The 13,984-nt window shown below is 73.0% G+C and carries 11 protein-coding genes; 5 read left to right on the top strand and 6 right to left on the bottom strand.

Going from position 1 to position 13,984, the window contains the following annotated elements; genetic code table 11:
- Window positions 1–1,080: 1,080 nt before the first annotated feature.
- On the bottom strand, window positions 1,081–1,470 hold the full coding sequence (locus POF43_RS18200) for a cupin domain-containing protein (RefSeq protein ID WP_271322352.1): 390 nt from the start codon (window positions 1,468–1,470) through the stop codon (window positions 1,081–1,083).
- Between the two features lie 301 nt (window positions 1,471–1,771).
- Between POF43_RS18200 and POF43_RS18195 the strand changes: the two genes are divergently transcribed.
- Entirely contained in the window at window positions 1,772–2,524 is a 753-nt protein-coding gene (locus POF43_RS18195) for an SDR family oxidoreductase (RefSeq protein WP_271314252.1), read from the top strand.
- A 123-nt stretch (window positions 2,525–2,647) separates the two neighbouring features.
- On the opposite strand, the gene POF43_RS18190 is transcribed toward POF43_RS18195, so the two are convergent.
- Both POF43_RS18190 and POF43_RS18185 read right to left on the bottom strand, forming a co-directional pair.
- Window positions 2,648–3,721, bottom strand: a complete 1,074-nt coding sequence (locus POF43_RS18190; RefSeq protein ID WP_271322353.1) for a glycoside hydrolase family 26 protein — start codon at window positions 3,719–3,721, stop codon at window positions 2,648–2,650.
- Between the two features lie 295 nt (window positions 3,722–4,016).
- Window positions 4,017–5,000, bottom strand: coding sequence for a helix-turn-helix transcriptional regulator (locus POF43_RS18185; RefSeq protein ID WP_271322354.1), 984 nt, complete (start codon window positions 4,998–5,000; stop codon window positions 4,017–4,019).
- 97 nt (window positions 5,001–5,097) lie between these two features.
- Here POF43_RS18185 and POF43_RS18180 point away from each other — a divergent pair, with 97 nt between their 5' ends.
- Window positions 5,098–5,676, top strand: coding sequence for a TIGR03086 family metal-binding protein (locus POF43_RS18180; protein ID WP_271322355.1), 579 nt, complete (start codon window positions 5,098–5,100; stop codon window positions 5,674–5,676).
- 91 nt (window positions 5,677–5,767) lie between these two features.
- Entirely contained in the window at window positions 5,768–6,673 is a 906-nt protein-coding gene (locus POF43_RS18175; RefSeq protein ID WP_271322356.1) for a DNA-3-methyladenine glycosylase family protein, read from the top strand.
- A 110-nt stretch (window positions 6,674–6,783) separates the two neighbouring features.
- Here the strand turns inward: POF43_RS18175 and POF43_RS18170 are convergent, their stop codons facing one another.
- Window positions 6,784–8,691, bottom strand: a complete 1,908-nt coding sequence (locus tag POF43_RS18170; protein WP_372516066.1) for a pectate lyase-like domain-containing protein — start codon at window positions 8,689–8,691, stop codon at window positions 6,784–6,786.
- A 731-nt stretch (window positions 8,692–9,422) separates the two neighbouring features.
- Here POF43_RS18170 and POF43_RS18165 point away from each other — a divergent pair.
- Complete coding sequence (locus POF43_RS18165) at window positions 9,423–9,983, top strand: isochorismatase family protein (RefSeq protein ID WP_271314246.1); 561 nt, start codon at window positions 9,423–9,425, stop codon at window positions 9,981–9,983.
- An 80-nt stretch (window positions 9,984–10,063) separates the two neighbouring features.
- Here POF43_RS18165 and POF43_RS18160 read toward each other — a convergent pair whose 3' ends face one another.
- Window positions 10,064–10,711 carry a snapalysin family zinc-dependent metalloprotease gene (locus POF43_RS18160; RefSeq protein WP_282704650.1) on the bottom strand — a complete coding sequence of 216 codons (648 nt, stop codon included), beginning with the start codon at window positions 10,709–10,711 and terminating at the stop codon, window positions 10,064–10,066.
- A 175-nt stretch (window positions 10,712–10,886) separates the two neighbouring features.
- Between POF43_RS18160 and POF43_RS18155 the strand changes: the two genes are divergently transcribed.
- Window positions 10,887–11,816, top strand: a complete 930-nt coding sequence (locus POF43_RS18155) for a LysR family transcriptional regulator (protein ID WP_271316834.1) — start codon at window positions 10,887–10,889, stop codon at window positions 11,814–11,816.
- A gap of 132 nt (window positions 11,817–11,948) precedes the next feature.
- Here the strand turns inward: POF43_RS18155 and asnB are convergent, their stop codons facing one another.
- Window positions 11,949–13,781 (bottom strand): asparagine synthase (glutamine-hydrolyzing), encoded by a 1,833-nt coding sequence (gene asnB, locus POF43_RS18150; protein ID WP_271324838.1) that lies wholly within the window; start codon window positions 13,779–13,781, stop codon window positions 11,949–11,951.
- Between the last annotated feature and the right edge of the window lie 203 nt (window positions 13,782–13,984).

Genomic DNA, 13,984 nt, shown 5'->3' with positions numbered 1-13,984 from the left:
GGCGAACACGGACAACGGGTCGCGCGCACCGGTGAAGACGCCGGAGCGCGATTCCATGGTTGCTCGCGGAATGGAATTCTTCTTTGTCCGATAAGTCGGAGACCGGCGATTCGACCGGCGTGCGAGGTTGCTGCGGGGCCCGTACTGCGCCCCGTTGGTGCGCCGCAAGGGGTCGGCACCCGCGTCCCGGTGGGGCGCGTGCGGTGAGTCCGGTTTGCGGAGGCGGCCTCCGCGAACTTCGCGGCGATGTCGCCGCCCGATCCCGTTGTCTTGATCCTGCCCCACCGCGTGGCTGGAATCCACTTCCACGCCTGCGGATGATGGTCGGCTGAGGTGTGTATTTCGTGTGGCAATCGTGAACTCGTGAACTCGTGAATCGAAAATCACGCCTCGTGGCGGCCGACATTCGTGATTTCTCCGATGTCGGCGTCGGTCCGATATTTCGCCCTCCGCTTGCATATGCGGAGCCGTAATCCGACCCCTTCGCACGGCACTGCGCGGCCGATGTCCTGATCCGGCCATGGCCACCGTAAACCAGCGTGCCGCCAGTCTTTCCCGGCCGGACGAAGCGTGGATTCGCCGCGTATGCCCATTCGGGGACGATAAGCGACTTGTGTCGTTAATGCCCACGGCCGCGGTCCGGAGCCCGTTCGCCCGGTCGGCGGCGGGACGTTCCGAAATAAGCGCAGGTCACCGGCGTGGCCGGCCCCGGACGCCGCCCGTTCGCGTGCGGGCCGGCGGTGTGCGTCGGGCGGTTGCGGGCGCCGGGAGCGCGGCCGGCCGGCGGCCGTTGCGCCGCCGCTGACCTGCCGGTATACGGCGTGCGGCCGTCGGCGGCGTGGCTGGATCCGGTACTCCGGAAGGCCGCGGGCGAGCCGGAGGCCCGGTCCGGCGTCGGCGGGCCGGCGGCGGTGGCCACTCGGGGGCCGCAGTCGTGGCACTCGGTGTCACACGGGCGCCGCGGACCGGTGCCGTGGCGCCGCCGCCGGGCGCCGATCACGGGGCGGTGGCGTCGCCGTGAGGCCGATCAGCGGGACGGCGGCACCGCCGCCGGACGTCGATCGCGCGGCGGTGCACCCGTCACCAGTGCCCCTGCTCCGGCCGGGCCTCGTCGGGGCTGTCCACCGGCCAGGGCGGGACGGTCGCCGCGACGACCCGCAGCCCGTCGGGGCCGGCCCGGAACTGGAACGCGGTGCCCAGCGGGATGGTCAGGCAGACGTCCGGCGCGAGCGTCGTCACCTCCGCGTGGCCGTCCTGGCTCCGCCACATCTCACCGCCGCCGGCCGTGACGAACCAGATCTCCTCGACGGTGGCGTGCGAGACGGCCCGCGAGACCTGATCCGGCGCCAGCTCGAACCGCGCGAAGCTCGCCGCCCCGGGCAGTACGCACAACGGCCGTACGTCGGAACCGTCCGGTGCCGTGACCTGGGGTGCCTGACTGATCCGGGTGGTGCTGAAGTGTCTCGTCACGGTCGACAGGATAGGGAGGCGCTGCCCCCGGGGAGTCGTGACGCCCCGGCGCGCCGCCGTGCGGGGGCCGTTCGGCCGGGGACGGCCCGTAGGGGGCGAGGCGCGCGCTGGCCGTGGTGCCGGCGGAGCCGCTTCGCGGAGCGCCGGGCCACGTCCTCGCGCTGCCCCGGCCACGTTCTCGCGCTGTCCGGGCCGACGCGCCGCCCCCGGGAGCGTCCTGCTGAACAGCGGGCCGCCGGGTGCCTAAAGTGCGCGAACGGGAACGTTTCGGCACCGCGGGACGAGCGAGGAGAGAGCCGCCATGGGTGAGCAGAAGCTGAAGGACAAGATCGCCGTCATCACCGGCGGCAGCAGCGGGATCGGACTGGAGAGCGCCCGGCTGTTCCGGCGGCACGGAGCACAGGTCGTCATCGCCGGCCGTGACGAGGCCCGGCTGGAGGCCGCGTGCGGTGAACTGGGCGCCGACGTCATGACCGTCGCCGCGGACCTGTCCACCCTGGAAGGGGTCGGCGTGCTGCTGCGGGAGGTGGAAAGCCGCTTCGGGCGGCTCGACGTGCTGTTCGCCAACGCGGGAACGGCCGACTGTCCGCCGCTGCGGGAGATCACCGAGGCCGACTTCGACAGGATCGTCGCCGTCAACGTCAAGGGTGTCTTCTTCACCGTCGTGGAGGCCCTCGACCTGCTGACCGAGCACGCCTCGGTCGTCCTCACCTCCGCCGCGCACGGCCGCGGCGCCCTCGGCGACCCGCTCCACGCCATGACGAAGGCCGCCGTGCGCAGCCTGGCGCGCACCCTGGCCGCCGACGAGGAGGTGCTGGCCCGCGGTATCCGCGTCAACTCCCTCAGCCCCGGCTCGATCCGCACCCCGCTGACCTCGTCGGCCGACCCCGCCGTCATCAAGGCGCTGGACCACTACATCGACACCACCGTGCCCATGCGCCGCTGGGGCACCGCGCAGGAGGCCGCCCGCGCCGCGCTCTTCCTCGCCGGCCCCGACTCCGCCTACACCACCGGCGCCGACATCGCCGTCGACGGCGGCCTCGCGCAACTGTGACCGGCGGGCGGCACCGGGGGCGTGCCGCCCGCCGGGCGGTTGGTGACGTCGACGGCGGCGGGGCCGGGGAGGCGCCGGACGGTCGGCCACATCGGCGGCGGCGGGGCCGGGGCGCCGGGCGATTCAGCCGGACGCCGCGCCGGACGCAGCCCGGGAGCCCGCGCCGGACGCCGCGCCGGCCCTGATGCCGGCCGGCAGGGTGATGTCGCCGCGGTGCAGCACCTGGTAGTCGTAGTAGGTGGCCTTGATCGCGTCGTCGGAGTTGCTGTTGGTCAGGTACTCCGCCCAGTCGCTGAAGTACGCCCACTTCGGCTGGGCGGTCAGCTCCGCCGGGGTGGGCAGCGCGCCGACCTCCGCCAGCGCGACCGGCTTGCCGGCGGCGATCGACTGCATGGTCTGGTACCAGGACGTGGACGGGAAGTTGGCGTTCCACGAGTCCAGCCCCACGACGTCCACGTACTGGCTGCCGGGGTAGTAGCCGGCCACGGTGGAGGTGCTGTCGTCCTTGACCGACCACACCCACACGAGGTTGGTCAGGCCCTTGGCGCCGACCAGGTAGTCGTGGGTGATCTGGTAGAGGCGGGCGCTGTCGGCGTTGCCTCCCCACCAGGACCACGAGTCGTTGATCTCGTGCAGCGGACGCCACAGCACGGGAACGCCCGCGTCCTTGAGCTGTTGCAGGTAGGGGACGATCCGGTCCAGCTCGGACTTCCACGCGGTGTTCAGCGACGTCCCGTCGGTCACCAGTTGCGTCCACTGGTCGCTGGTGAGCTTCGACTCCACGTCGCTCCAGCTGCACGGCTCCGCCATGGTGGGCGGGCACTCGTGCCACATCAGGCCCACCAGTGAGCCGGCCGCCCACTCCGCCTCGGCCTCGTCGACCATCGTCTGCCGGTGGGCGATGTCGTCGGCGGAGTACAGGAAGTCGCCCTCCCACATGCCGGGGTAGACGCCGGTGATGTCGTGGACCTTGTCCGTCCACTGCGCGGGCGAGGAGTTGGGCTCACGGTTGTGCTGGCCGGAGACCGTGTGGTTGCCGGTGATCGACGTCAGGTACGACACGACGCCGGCCGAGGTGGTCGCCGGACCGGTGACGGCGGGCGAGGGCGTCGCGCCGAGCGTCAGGGCGAACAGCGCGGCGGCGGCGAACGCCGCCGGCACCCTGAGCCTTCGCGGGAAACGGCTGGTCAGGCGCACGGTCTTCCTCCAGGAGGGGCTGGTCGGCGGCTGTCAGCCCCTACGGCACCGACCCGTCGGACCATCGGCGGACACCGTTGTCCCGCCGGCGTCGCGCGGCCCGGACAGCGTGCTGGGGGCGGAATGAGTGAAGCAAGGGCCTGGTACCCCGTCAATACCGCTCGGCCCGGGGGAGCCTGACGGGCCCGGCCCGGCCGGCACCCGCCGCCCGCCGCGGCCCGGCTGCCGACTGCCCTGATCGGCTTGCCGGTTGCCGGCCGCTGTCCTGTGAGTGCCGACCGCCACCCGCCGCGGGTCAGGGCCGGCCGTCGGTCGGTGGTGGGCCGTACAGGGCCGCCGCCTCGGCTGCCGCCACGGCGAGTTCGCGGCGGGCCCCGGGCGGGGTCAGGAGTTCCACGTCCGCGCCGAACGCGAGCAGGGCGCGGGCGGCGCGGGGGACGCGGAAGACCAGCGGGACCTCGCTCCAGCCGTCGTCGCCGGGCACGGCCGGGCCGGTGACGTTGCCGGCGTGAAGGCGCAGGAACATGTCGAGGATCTCGTTCCGCACCCGGCAGCGCGCCGGTACTTCGGACGGCGGACGCTCCACGCCCGCGCGCAGCGCCGCCCACACGTCGGCCAGCGTCACTCCCGGGCGCCGGAGCACCGGTTCGGCCATGACCTCGGCCTCGCGCATCCGGTCCACCCGGAACAGCCGTGCCTCCCCGTCCAGGTCGGCCACCAGGTACCAGACGCCGGCCTTGCTGACCAGGCCGTAGGGGTCCACGACCCGCGTGCTCGCCCGCGCCTCGCCGCTGCGCCGGTACGCCAGCCGCAGCCGGCGGTCACCGAACACCGCGCCCTGGAGCACGCCCAGCTCCACCGCCGGGCCGGCGCCCCCGCCGCGCATCCACCGCACCGGGTCGACGAGGACGCGTTCGCCGACGGCCTCCGCCGCCGGACGGTGACCGGCGGGCAGCGCCGCCAGCAGTTTGCGCAGCGCCGACGCGATCGCCGTGCCCAGCCCCAGCGCCTCGTGCGCGCCGTCGGCCGCCAGCACGAACAGCGCCCGCGCCTCGTCGGCGGTCATCCCGGTGACGTCGGTGCGATAGCCCGGCATCAGGCGCACCCCGCCGGTGCGGCCGCGTTCCGCCCACACCGGCACCCCCGCGGCCGACAGCGCCTCGACGTCGCGGTAGACGGTGCGGACCGACACCTCCAGGCGGTCCGCCAGCTCCGTCGCGGAGACCTTCCCGCGGGTCTGGAGCAGCAGCAGGATCGACAGCAGCCGGTCGGCCTTCATGCGGTCATTTATACCTGACGGAGGATGTCAGGTATCGGCGGCAGAGTGGGCTTCACCAGGTCCCGAACCCGTGGGGCCGCCCCGAAGGAGTGCCACGATGGACGCCACGTCCGACCCCCGCCCGCAGTTCCTCGCCGCGCTCGGCCAGCTGGAGAAGCTGGTGGGCGCCGCCGAGCCGGAACTCCTGGGCCGTCCGACCCCGTGCGACGGGTTCGACCTGCGGGCGCTGCTCGGCCACACGCTCGGTGTCGCGCACCGCGTCGCCTACACCGGCGAGGGCGGCCGGGGCCTGGACCTGCCGTCGGCGGTCGGCCGGATCGCGGACACCGACTGGGCCGGCGCGGCCGGGCGGGCCCACGCCCGGGTGGCCGCCGCCTGGGCCGACGGGACGGCACTCGACCGTGCGGTGGAGGTCCCCTGGGGCGTGGTGCCCGGCCGGGCCGCCCTCGCCGGCTACCTGGTGGAGATCGTCACGCACACCTGGGACATCGCCCAGGTCGTGGACCCCGCGGCGGAACTGGACGCCGGCCTGGCGCAGGCCGCGCTGGACACCGCCCGCGCCTTCGTCCCGGCCGAGCCGCGCGGCGGCGCCGTGCCCTTCGGCCCGGTCAGCCCGGCCCCGGACGGCGCCTCCGTCCACGTCCGGCTCGCCGCCTGGCTGGGACGCCGGATCTGACGCAGGCTCCTTGGCAGACCCGTACGGCCCCGCCGCACCCGGACCGCGCACCACGACCCCGTCGCCGGGGCCGCCACCCCCGGAGGACGTCATGAGCACCACCGGCCACCCCGCCGCCGGCCGCACCCTGCGGCTGCCCGCGCGCGAGCCGTTCGACTTCGGCGCGTCGTTGGCGTTCCTGCGCTGCTTCCCGCCGACGGCAGGCCAACAGGGCACCGCAGGCGGGGAGTTGACGATGGCGTTGCGGGCCGGCGGGGTCACGGTCGGGGCGCGGATCACCGGTGCGGCCGACCGGGCCGGGGTCGACTGCCTGCTGACCGCCGGCGAACCCCTGGGCGCCGGCACCGTGCGGGAAGCCGCCGACCGCGTCGGCTTCCACCTCGGTCTCGACGACGACCTGACCGACTTCTACCAACGCGCCGCGCGCGACGCGCCGTTCACCGCGGTGCTGGACCGGCTGCACGGCTACCACCAGGTCAAGTTCCCCTCGCCGTTCGAGCTGTTGTGCTGGGCGATCCTGTGCCAGCGCGTGCCGGTGCCGGCGGCGCGGACCATGAGGACGGCGCTGGTGGAGGCGGTCGGCAACCGCGTCGACGTCGCCGGCCGGACCCACTGGGCCTTCCCCGACCCCGGGCAGCTCGCAGCGTACGGTCAGCCGGAGTTGGAGCAGCTGGTGGGCAACTCCCGCAAGGCGTCCTACCTTTACCGCTCGGTGCGCCGATGGCTGGACCTGGACGAGGAGTTCTTGCGCACCGGGCCCTACGACGCGGTGCGCGACCAGCTGCTCGGCCTGCCGGGGATCGGTCCCTGGTCGGCGTCGTTCCTGCTGATCCGCGGCCTGGGCCGCACCGAACGCGTCGCCCCCGACCGGGAGATGACCCGCGCCGCCGAACAGGTCTACCGCCGGCCGGTCGACGCCGCGCAGTTCGGCCGCCTCACCGCGTTCTACGGACCGGCGCAGGGGTACTGGGCGCACTACCTGCGGGTGGCCGCCTGACGGGGCCGCCCGGCGGGGCCGGTGAGCCGCCGGCGGACGGTGTCCGGACCCCGGAAACGCCGCGGGCACCGGCGGCTGCTGCCACCGGTGCCCGCGTTGCCGCCGCCGTGTTACGGGAAGCTGGGCAGGTAGACGTTCTGCGTGGTGGAGTTGACCGCGTCACCGGTCTCGTTGATGACGTGGCTGATGGTGCCGACGCCGCCGAGCGAGACGGTGGTCAGGTCGTGGAACTGCACACCGGAGACGGCCGGCGCCTGGAAGGCGTGGTCGTTGACGATGGCCGGGTTGACGTTGAAGTAGCAGTAGCTGCCGACGCCGTACGCCTGGTGGCTGGTGACACCCGCGGCGACCTCGTAGGCCGGGTAGCCGTCGGTGCTGCCGTCCATCCAGGACGCCTGGTCCGGCGGGTCGTAGGGGTTCTCGTTCTGGAAGAAGTAGGTCTTGCCGCCGTTGCCGTTCCAGAGGACCTCGGTCTTCTGGAAGTGCTCCACGGCCAGGCCGTACATGGTGACGTCGGCGCCGTTGACGATCAGGCCGGTGTCGGCGGTGTTGCTGGTCCAGCCGACGCCGTTGCCGTGGTCGGCACGCCAGATCCACAGGTTGTCACCGATGGTGTCGTTGGCGTTGACCACCAGGGCGTTGGTCGTCGAGCCGGCGGTGGCACCGCCGACGCGGAAGTAGACGTCCTCGATGGACTGCGGGTCCGAGCTGTGGTCGGCGCTCGCGCCGGACGGGCCCATGTCGATCAGGTCGGTGGACTTGGTGCTGCCCGCGTCCACGATCAGACCGGCGACCTGGACACCGTCGACGTCACCGGTGGAGATGGCGGTGACGCCGTTGTCCGGAACCAGGGTGGCCATGCCCATGCCCAGGATGATCTGGTTGGCGCTGGTCGCCTTCAGGGTCTGGTCGAGGTGGTAGACACCCGGGGTGATCAGCAGGTTCTCGCCCGCCGCCAGCGCCGCGTTCATCGTCTCGGCGGTGTCGGTCGGCTGCGTGACGTAGAAGTCGCTCATCGGCAGCGAGGTGCCGGCGGCGGTGCCGTTCAGCCAGGTGGCGCCGGAGGTGTTGGTCTGGGTGGCCGGCACGAAGACGTGGTAGTCGCCCGAGGAGTCGATGTACGGGAACGGCTTCTCACGCTGGACCGGGGTCTGCCCGACCGTGGTGTACGGCGGAGTGGGGAAGCTCTGCGCGGGGGCGTTGGGGTCCCCGACGAAGACCATGTTCCAGTTCGAGCCGGTCCAGCCGCCCCAGTTGTCGTTGCGCGACATCCACTGCTGCTGCGAACCCGAGCTGACGGTGCCGCTGATGCGCGAGTCCGACAGGAACCCGCCGCTGGACCAGCCGTCGTTGGTGGGGTCGAGCTTGAGGCTGCCGTTGACGTCGACCCGCCGCATCGAGGCACCCTGGGAGACGGCCCAGGTGTCGGTGCCGCTGGACGGGGTGACGGCGAAGTTCTCCGCCTCACGCCAGAAGTTCTCGGTGGCGTTGCCGCCGTTCCACTGGGCGTCGGAGGTCACGCCGCCGTTGATCTGGACGTCGTCCGGCGACAGGCCCAGGCCCGCGATCTGGGTGTTGAAGCCGATGTTGGCGCTGACGTTGTAGGTGCCCGGCTTGAACAGCAGCGCGTTGCGCTGGGTGCCGAACTGGTTGGACTGCTGGGTGTTGAAGACGCTGTCCAGGGTCGACTGGATGTCGGAGCTGGACATCGACGGGTCGAAGATGGTGACGTTCGGCCCGAAGTCGGGGGTGTTGGAGGTCGCCGGTGCGCCCGCGGCGAACGTGCGGTGCACCTGGCCGCCGTCGGCGTCCGAGGAGGTCGCGGCCTTGCTGGACACGGTCGAGGCGCCGGCCGGGACGTGCGTCGCCTCCGCAGCCTGGGCGGCCGTCAACGGTGCGATCATCGCCGCGGGTACGACCAGGAGCGCCGTCCAGACCGCGAGGCGCGGACGGCGTGGAGCACGGGGGTGGAGCAGGCGATCGAGGGGACGAGCGCGCTCGGTACTCATGGCATGCATCTCCTGCGGGTGGGGGGATCGGCTTCACAGCACCGCTTGGAACGTCCCGGCGGTGGGCACGCCGGTACCACCCGCGTCCGCCGGAATCGACAGTGACCATGGGGGGTCGCACGCGCGGAGTGAAGCCGTTTGAAGAGAGCGCTCTCTTCGTGTGGCGAGTTTCACGGGGGCGCCTGGAGGTGTCAAGAGATTGCACAAGCTCCGGCGATGAACCGGTCGTTCCGCCCGCGCAGTTGGGGCAAAAGGCCCGAAAATCCCCGGCGACGCGTCAAGTATTGAAGAGTTGTTGCGCATCGGCCGCCGTCCCGGGGGGCCGGGCCGGCGGCGCGCGCCGTCACGACGGCTCTCCCACCCGGCTCTCGCGGCTTCGGTATGCGCTCCGACATTCGCTCCGGCGGTCCGGCTTGTGCGGCTTCGTCACGGGACGCGGTGGTGCGCCGGGGCCGCCCGCCGCCCTGGCCGCGCCGGGGCCCGGCCGGGCGGCGGCTTCACGCTTTGACGACGGCGGGGGCCGCTCAGCACCGGCACCCCCGCCGCACCGGTGCCGGACACGCCGCCCTCGCACCGGTGCCCCCGCACCGGCGTCCCCCAGCGCACCGGCGCCGGACACGGCCGCCCCCGCACCGGCACCCCGCCGCACCGGCACCGGACGTCGCCGCCCCCGGGCCGATGTCCGTGCCGTCCTCTACCGTGGACGGGCACGATGAGCCCGAAGTGAGCAGAGGAAGACCATGACCACGCTTGAGAACCGGCCGAACACCGCACTCCTCGTCATCGACGTGCAGTGCGGCGTCGTCGCGGGGGCGCACGAGCGCGACGCGGTCGTCGCGAACATCGGCAGCCTGGTCGACCGGGCGCGGCGGGAACAGGTCCCCGTCGTCTGGGTGCGGCACGCCGACGAGCAGCTCGTGAAGGGGAGCGACGCCTGGCGGATCGTTCCCGAGCTGACGCCGGCCGACGCCGAACCGGTGGTCGACAAGAGCTACGGCGACTCCTTCGAGGACACCGCCTTGGAGAGCGTGCTGTCCGAACTGCGGGTCGGGCGGCTCGTGGTCGTCGGCGCCCAGACCGACATGTGCGTCCGCTCCACGCTGCACGGGTCGTTCACCCGGGGGTACGACTCCACCCTGGTCGGCGACGCGCACACCACGGAGGACCTGACGGCCTGGGGTGCGCCGGTACCGGGCCAGGTCATCGCCCACACCAACCTGTACTGGTCCCACCACGACGGGCCCGGACGCACGGCCGGGACGGTCGCCACCAAGGACGTCGACTTCGCCGGCCCGCGCTGACGCCGAAGGCCCCCCACGCCGGCAGCCCGCCGCCCCGGAGTGTGGGGCTCCGGGGCGGCGGGCCGGGGGTGGCGCCGGGGTCAGGACAGGCGGGCGAGGGCGGGGCCGAAGCCGTCGGCCCACAGGGAGTCGACCTGCGCGATCTCGGCGGCGTCCGGGTGGGTGTTCTGGCAGGACGGGCCGGGGCCGTGGCCGGACATCAGCTCGCTGCACGGGCCGGTGTAGTCGTCCGGCAGGCCCAGCACGTGACCGGTCTCGTGGGCGACGATGCGGGTGGAGTTGTACTCCTGGGCCTGGGCGTACTCGATGAAGATGGTCCCGTGGCCGTGGCCGTCGGTGCTGGCGTACGAGCCGTCCGCCGGGTCGCTGCCCTCGGTGTAGGAGAAGTCGGCCGTGCCGCCGTCGGCCGGCACGATCTGCACGTTGGTGACCGAGCTGTCCCAGATGCTCACCGCGTCGGCGATCTGGCTGGCGAAGGTGGGGGCCTGGCTGGCGTCGTAGGTGATGGTGACGGCGGCGTCCGGGTGGGCGGCGTGCCGGGCGGCGGCCGACTTCAGCACCGCGTCGAAGAACGCCTTGTCGGCCTGCGGGCTCTCCTGCGAACCGGTGACGTGCGTGGCGGCGGCAGCGGTGCGGGGGGTCGCCGCGGTGGCGGTCGGCGCGATGCCCAGGGCGGTGGCAAGCCCCAGGCCGAGCACGGCGGACATTACTGTGGCAGGGCGTCGCATGTGGGGGGACTCCTCCTCGTGCGGTCATGGGCCGGGTGAACCCGGTACCGGAGAGTTTCGGCGAGCCCGCGGCGCCGCGGATGATGCCAACCGGTGACAGCGCCGACCTATCGGTCCCCAACTGGACTGATTTATACGGCTGGTACGCCCCGCCGACGGCTCATAGCCTCGGAGCATGGAGCTGGACGTGCGGCATCTCAAAGCGCTCTGCGCCATCGCGGACCTGGGCAGCCTGCACAAGGCGGCGCGGGCGCTGGGCATGACCCAGCCCTCGTTGAGCACCCAGCTGCGGCGCATCGAGGACACCCTCGGCGGGCGGCTGTTCACCCGTGAACGTACCGGCTGCCGGCCCACGCCCCTGGGACTGTCCGTGGTCTGCCGGGCCAGGCCCCTGGTGGCCGAGATGACCGCGCTGGTCGCCGACTCGATGGCCGCCGCGGCCGGCACCCAGCTGCGGCTGGGCTCCACCAGCGCCCGGCTCGCCGCCGACTGGCTGCGCCGGCTGCGCGACCGCGTCCCCGGTACGGAGACCGGGCTGCACGTCGACGTCTCCGCCAACGCCCTGCTGGCGATGGTCGCCGACGGCCGGCTGGACGTGGCCTTCGTGCACGAGGTCGAGGGCTGCCCGCTGCGGCCGGCGGGCGGGCTGGAGCGGCACGTACTGGTCGAGCGGGAACCGCAGTTCGTCGCGCTGTCCGCCGACCATCCCGCCGCCGCCCGCCCGGTGGTCGACCTGGCCGACCTCGGCGACGAGCGGTGGATGGTGGACCCGGCGGCCGACGGCGAGTGGGACGGGCTGCGCCGGGTGCTGGCCGCCGCCGGCGTCACCCCGCGCGTGGTGCACGGCGACTACCTCACCGCCGCCTCGCTGGTCGGCGTCGGCGAGGTCGTCACCATCTGCCGCCCCACCTCACGCCCCCGCCCCGACACCGTGATCCGCCCGCTGCGCGGCGACCCGCTGGCCGTCTCCCTCTTCACCGCCGTCCGGGTCGGCACCTACGACAGCGCCATGACCGCCGTCCACGCCGACCTGCGCTCCGCCTACGACCACGCCACCCGCCGGACCCGCGATGCCCCGGCGGACCGCGAACGGCGACCGGGGTGAACCGCCCCGGCGCCGGCCGTGGGGACCGCCGCGCCGCCCGGCCCGTTCCCCCGGCGCCGACGCGCCGTTCGCCGTGGCGGCGCACCGGTCACGGCGCCCGCGGACCGTCGCGCCGGTGCCGGGGGACCGCGGTCAGCCGAGGTTCAGGACGGGCTGGCGCAGGTCGAACCAGGCGGCGATGTCGAGGGCGCGTTCGAGGGTGCCGCGGTCCCGCGGGGTGATGGCGTCCTGCGGGGCGGTGGCCAGCGACCGGACCAGCTCGCGGTCGCACAGCTGCATCGCGGCATGGTCGTCGGCGGCCAGGTCGGCGGCCTGGGACTGGATGGCCGACAGGTACGCGGGGTCGAACGTGCCGGGGTAGCCGCTCTTCTTGCGGTCGGCGACGGACTGCGGCAGGACGTCGCGGGTGGCGGCCCGCAGGATGCTCTTCTCCCGCCCGTCGAACGTCTTCATCGCCCAGGGGGTGTTGAAGACGTACTGCACGAGGCGGTGGTCGCAGAACGGTACGCGGACCTCCAGGCCGACGGCCATGCTCATGCGGTCCTTGCGGTCCAGCAGGCTCTGCACCATGCGGGTCAGGTGGAGGTGGCAGACCTGGCGCATCCGCTTCTCCAGGCCCGTCTCGCCGTCCTTGAGCGGCGTCTGCGCGACCGCGGTGCTGTAGTGGTCCTGGACGTACGCGGGCAGGTCCAGGGCCTGGGCGAGATCCCGCTGGACCAGGCTGGCGGGGCTGAACAGCGCCTGCGAACCGGCCAGCCAGGGGAAGGTGTCGGCGGTCCTGCGCTCGTCGTGGAACCACGGGTAGCCGCCGAAGACCTCGTCGGCGGACTCGCCGGAGAGCGCCACCGTGGACTGCTCGCGGACCGCTTTGAACAGCAGGTAGAGGGAGTTGTCGCGGTCGCCGAGACCGATGGGCACGTCGCGGGCGGCCACCGCGGCCCGGCGCACCTGCGGGTCGGACAGGGCGGCGCCGTCGAGGATGATGTCGCGGTGCTCGCAGCGCACGTGCTCGGCCACCGCGTGGACGTAGGGCGTGTCCTGGGTCGGGCTGACGTCGACGGCCTGGAAGTGCTTGTCCTGGTCGGGGAAGTCGACGGCGAAGCTGCGCACCGTCTCGCCCACCGCGCCGAGCTGCTGGGCGGCCAGCGCGGTCATGGCGGAGGAGTCCAGACCGCCGGACAGCAGGGTGCAGCGCGGGACGTCGGCGACGAGCTGCCGGGCGATGATGTCCTCCAGCAGCTCCCTGACGTGGGCCACCGTGGTGCGCCGGTCGTCGGTGTGCTCGCCGACCTCCAGCGACCAGTAGCAGCGTTCGCGCAGACCGGAGGCGTCGACCACCGCGAGGTGGCCGGGCCGCAGCTCCCGCATGCCGGACCAGATGGCGTGGCCGGGGGTCTTGGCGAAGGAGAACATCTCCCGCAGGCCGTCGAGGCCGACCACCGGCGCGCACAGCGGGTTGGCGAGGATCGCCTTGGGTTCGGAGCCGAAGAGGACGCCGTCCTCGGTCTCGTAGTAGTAGAAGGGCTTGATGCCCATCCGGTCGCGGATCATGACCAGCCGGTCGGTCCGCGCGTCCCAGATGGCGAACGCGTACATGCCGTTGAGGTGTTCGGCGAGCGCCTCGCCCCACTCCAGGTAGCCGTGCAGGACCACCTCGGTGTCGGAGTCGGTGGTGAACCGGTGCCCGCGGCGGCGCAGTTCGTCGCGCAGCTCGGTGAAGTTGTACGCCTCGCCGGAGTAGACCATGACGACGGGACCGTCGTCGGTCTCGACGCTCATCGGCTGGGCGCCGCCCGGCAGGTCGATGACGGCGAGCCGGCGGTGGCCTAACGCGGCGTGCCGCGCGCTCCACACCCCGCTCGCGTCCGGACCGCGGCAGGACATCGTCTCGGTCATGGCGTCCAGGACCCGCGTGTGGTCCGTCAGGTTCCTGCGGTAGGCGATCCAGCCGGTGATGCCGCACATGGTGGCAAACCTCCTCGAAGAAACGGTGGTTGCAACAACCATGCACTTGTGGTGAAGGGCTGGCTACACTGCGTCCGGCGGCACGCGCGTAATGTTTCTCACAGGTAAATTCGTGTGTACGCCGGATTTCCCGGCGTGCCAAAGGGAATCCCGCGCGGGGGCGCACGGCCCTCCGGCGCCGGCCGGGAAGTTCCTCGCCGGAG

The organism is Streptantibioticus silvisoli (assembly GCF_027947535.2).
GTDB classification, from domain to species: Bacteria; Actinomycetota; Actinomycetes; order Streptomycetales; family Streptomycetaceae; genus Streptantibioticus_C; species Streptantibioticus_C silvisoli.
The sequence above is the reverse complement of the archived record's forward strand: the minus strand, read 5'-3'. Positions and strand labels throughout refer to the sequence as shown.

What these genes read in the sequence shown, in the direction of transcription:
- POF43_RS18185 (WP_271322354.1), bottom strand. Translation starts at nt 5,000, where the DNA reads ATGAAGGCCGACCGGCTGCTGTCGATCCTGCTGCTGCTCCAGACCCGC.
- POF43_RS18170 (WP_372516066.1), bottom strand. Translation starts at nt 8,691, where the DNA reads ATGCATGCCATGAGTACCGAGCGCGCTCGTCCCCTCGATCGCCTGCTC.
- POF43_RS18180 (WP_271322355.1), top strand. Translation starts at nt 5,098, where the DNA reads ATGGACGCCACGTCCGACCCCCGCCCGCAGTTCCTCGCCGCGCTCGGC.
- asnB (WP_271324838.1), bottom strand. Translation starts at nt 13,781, where the DNA reads ATGTGCGGCATCACCGGCTGGATCGCCTACCGCAGGAACCTGACGGAC.
- POF43_RS18155 (WP_271316834.1), top strand. Translation starts at nt 10,887, where the DNA reads ATGGAGCTGGACGTGCGGCATCTCAAAGCGCTCTGCGCCATCGCGGAC.
- POF43_RS18165 (WP_271314246.1), top strand. Translation starts at nt 9,423, where the DNA reads ATGACCACGCTTGAGAACCGGCCGAACACCGCACTCCTCGTCATCGAC.
- POF43_RS18160 (WP_282704650.1), bottom strand. Translation starts at nt 10,711, where the DNA reads ATGCGACGCCCTGCCACAGTAATGTCCGCCGTGCTCGGCCTGGGGCTT.
- POF43_RS18195 (WP_271314252.1), top strand. Translation starts at nt 1,772, where the DNA reads ATGGGTGAGCAGAAGCTGAAGGACAAGATCGCCGTCATCACCGGCGGC.
- POF43_RS18175 (WP_271322356.1), top strand. Translation starts at nt 5,768, where the DNA reads ATGAGCACCACCGGCCACCCCGCCGCCGGCCGCACCCTGCGGCTGCCC.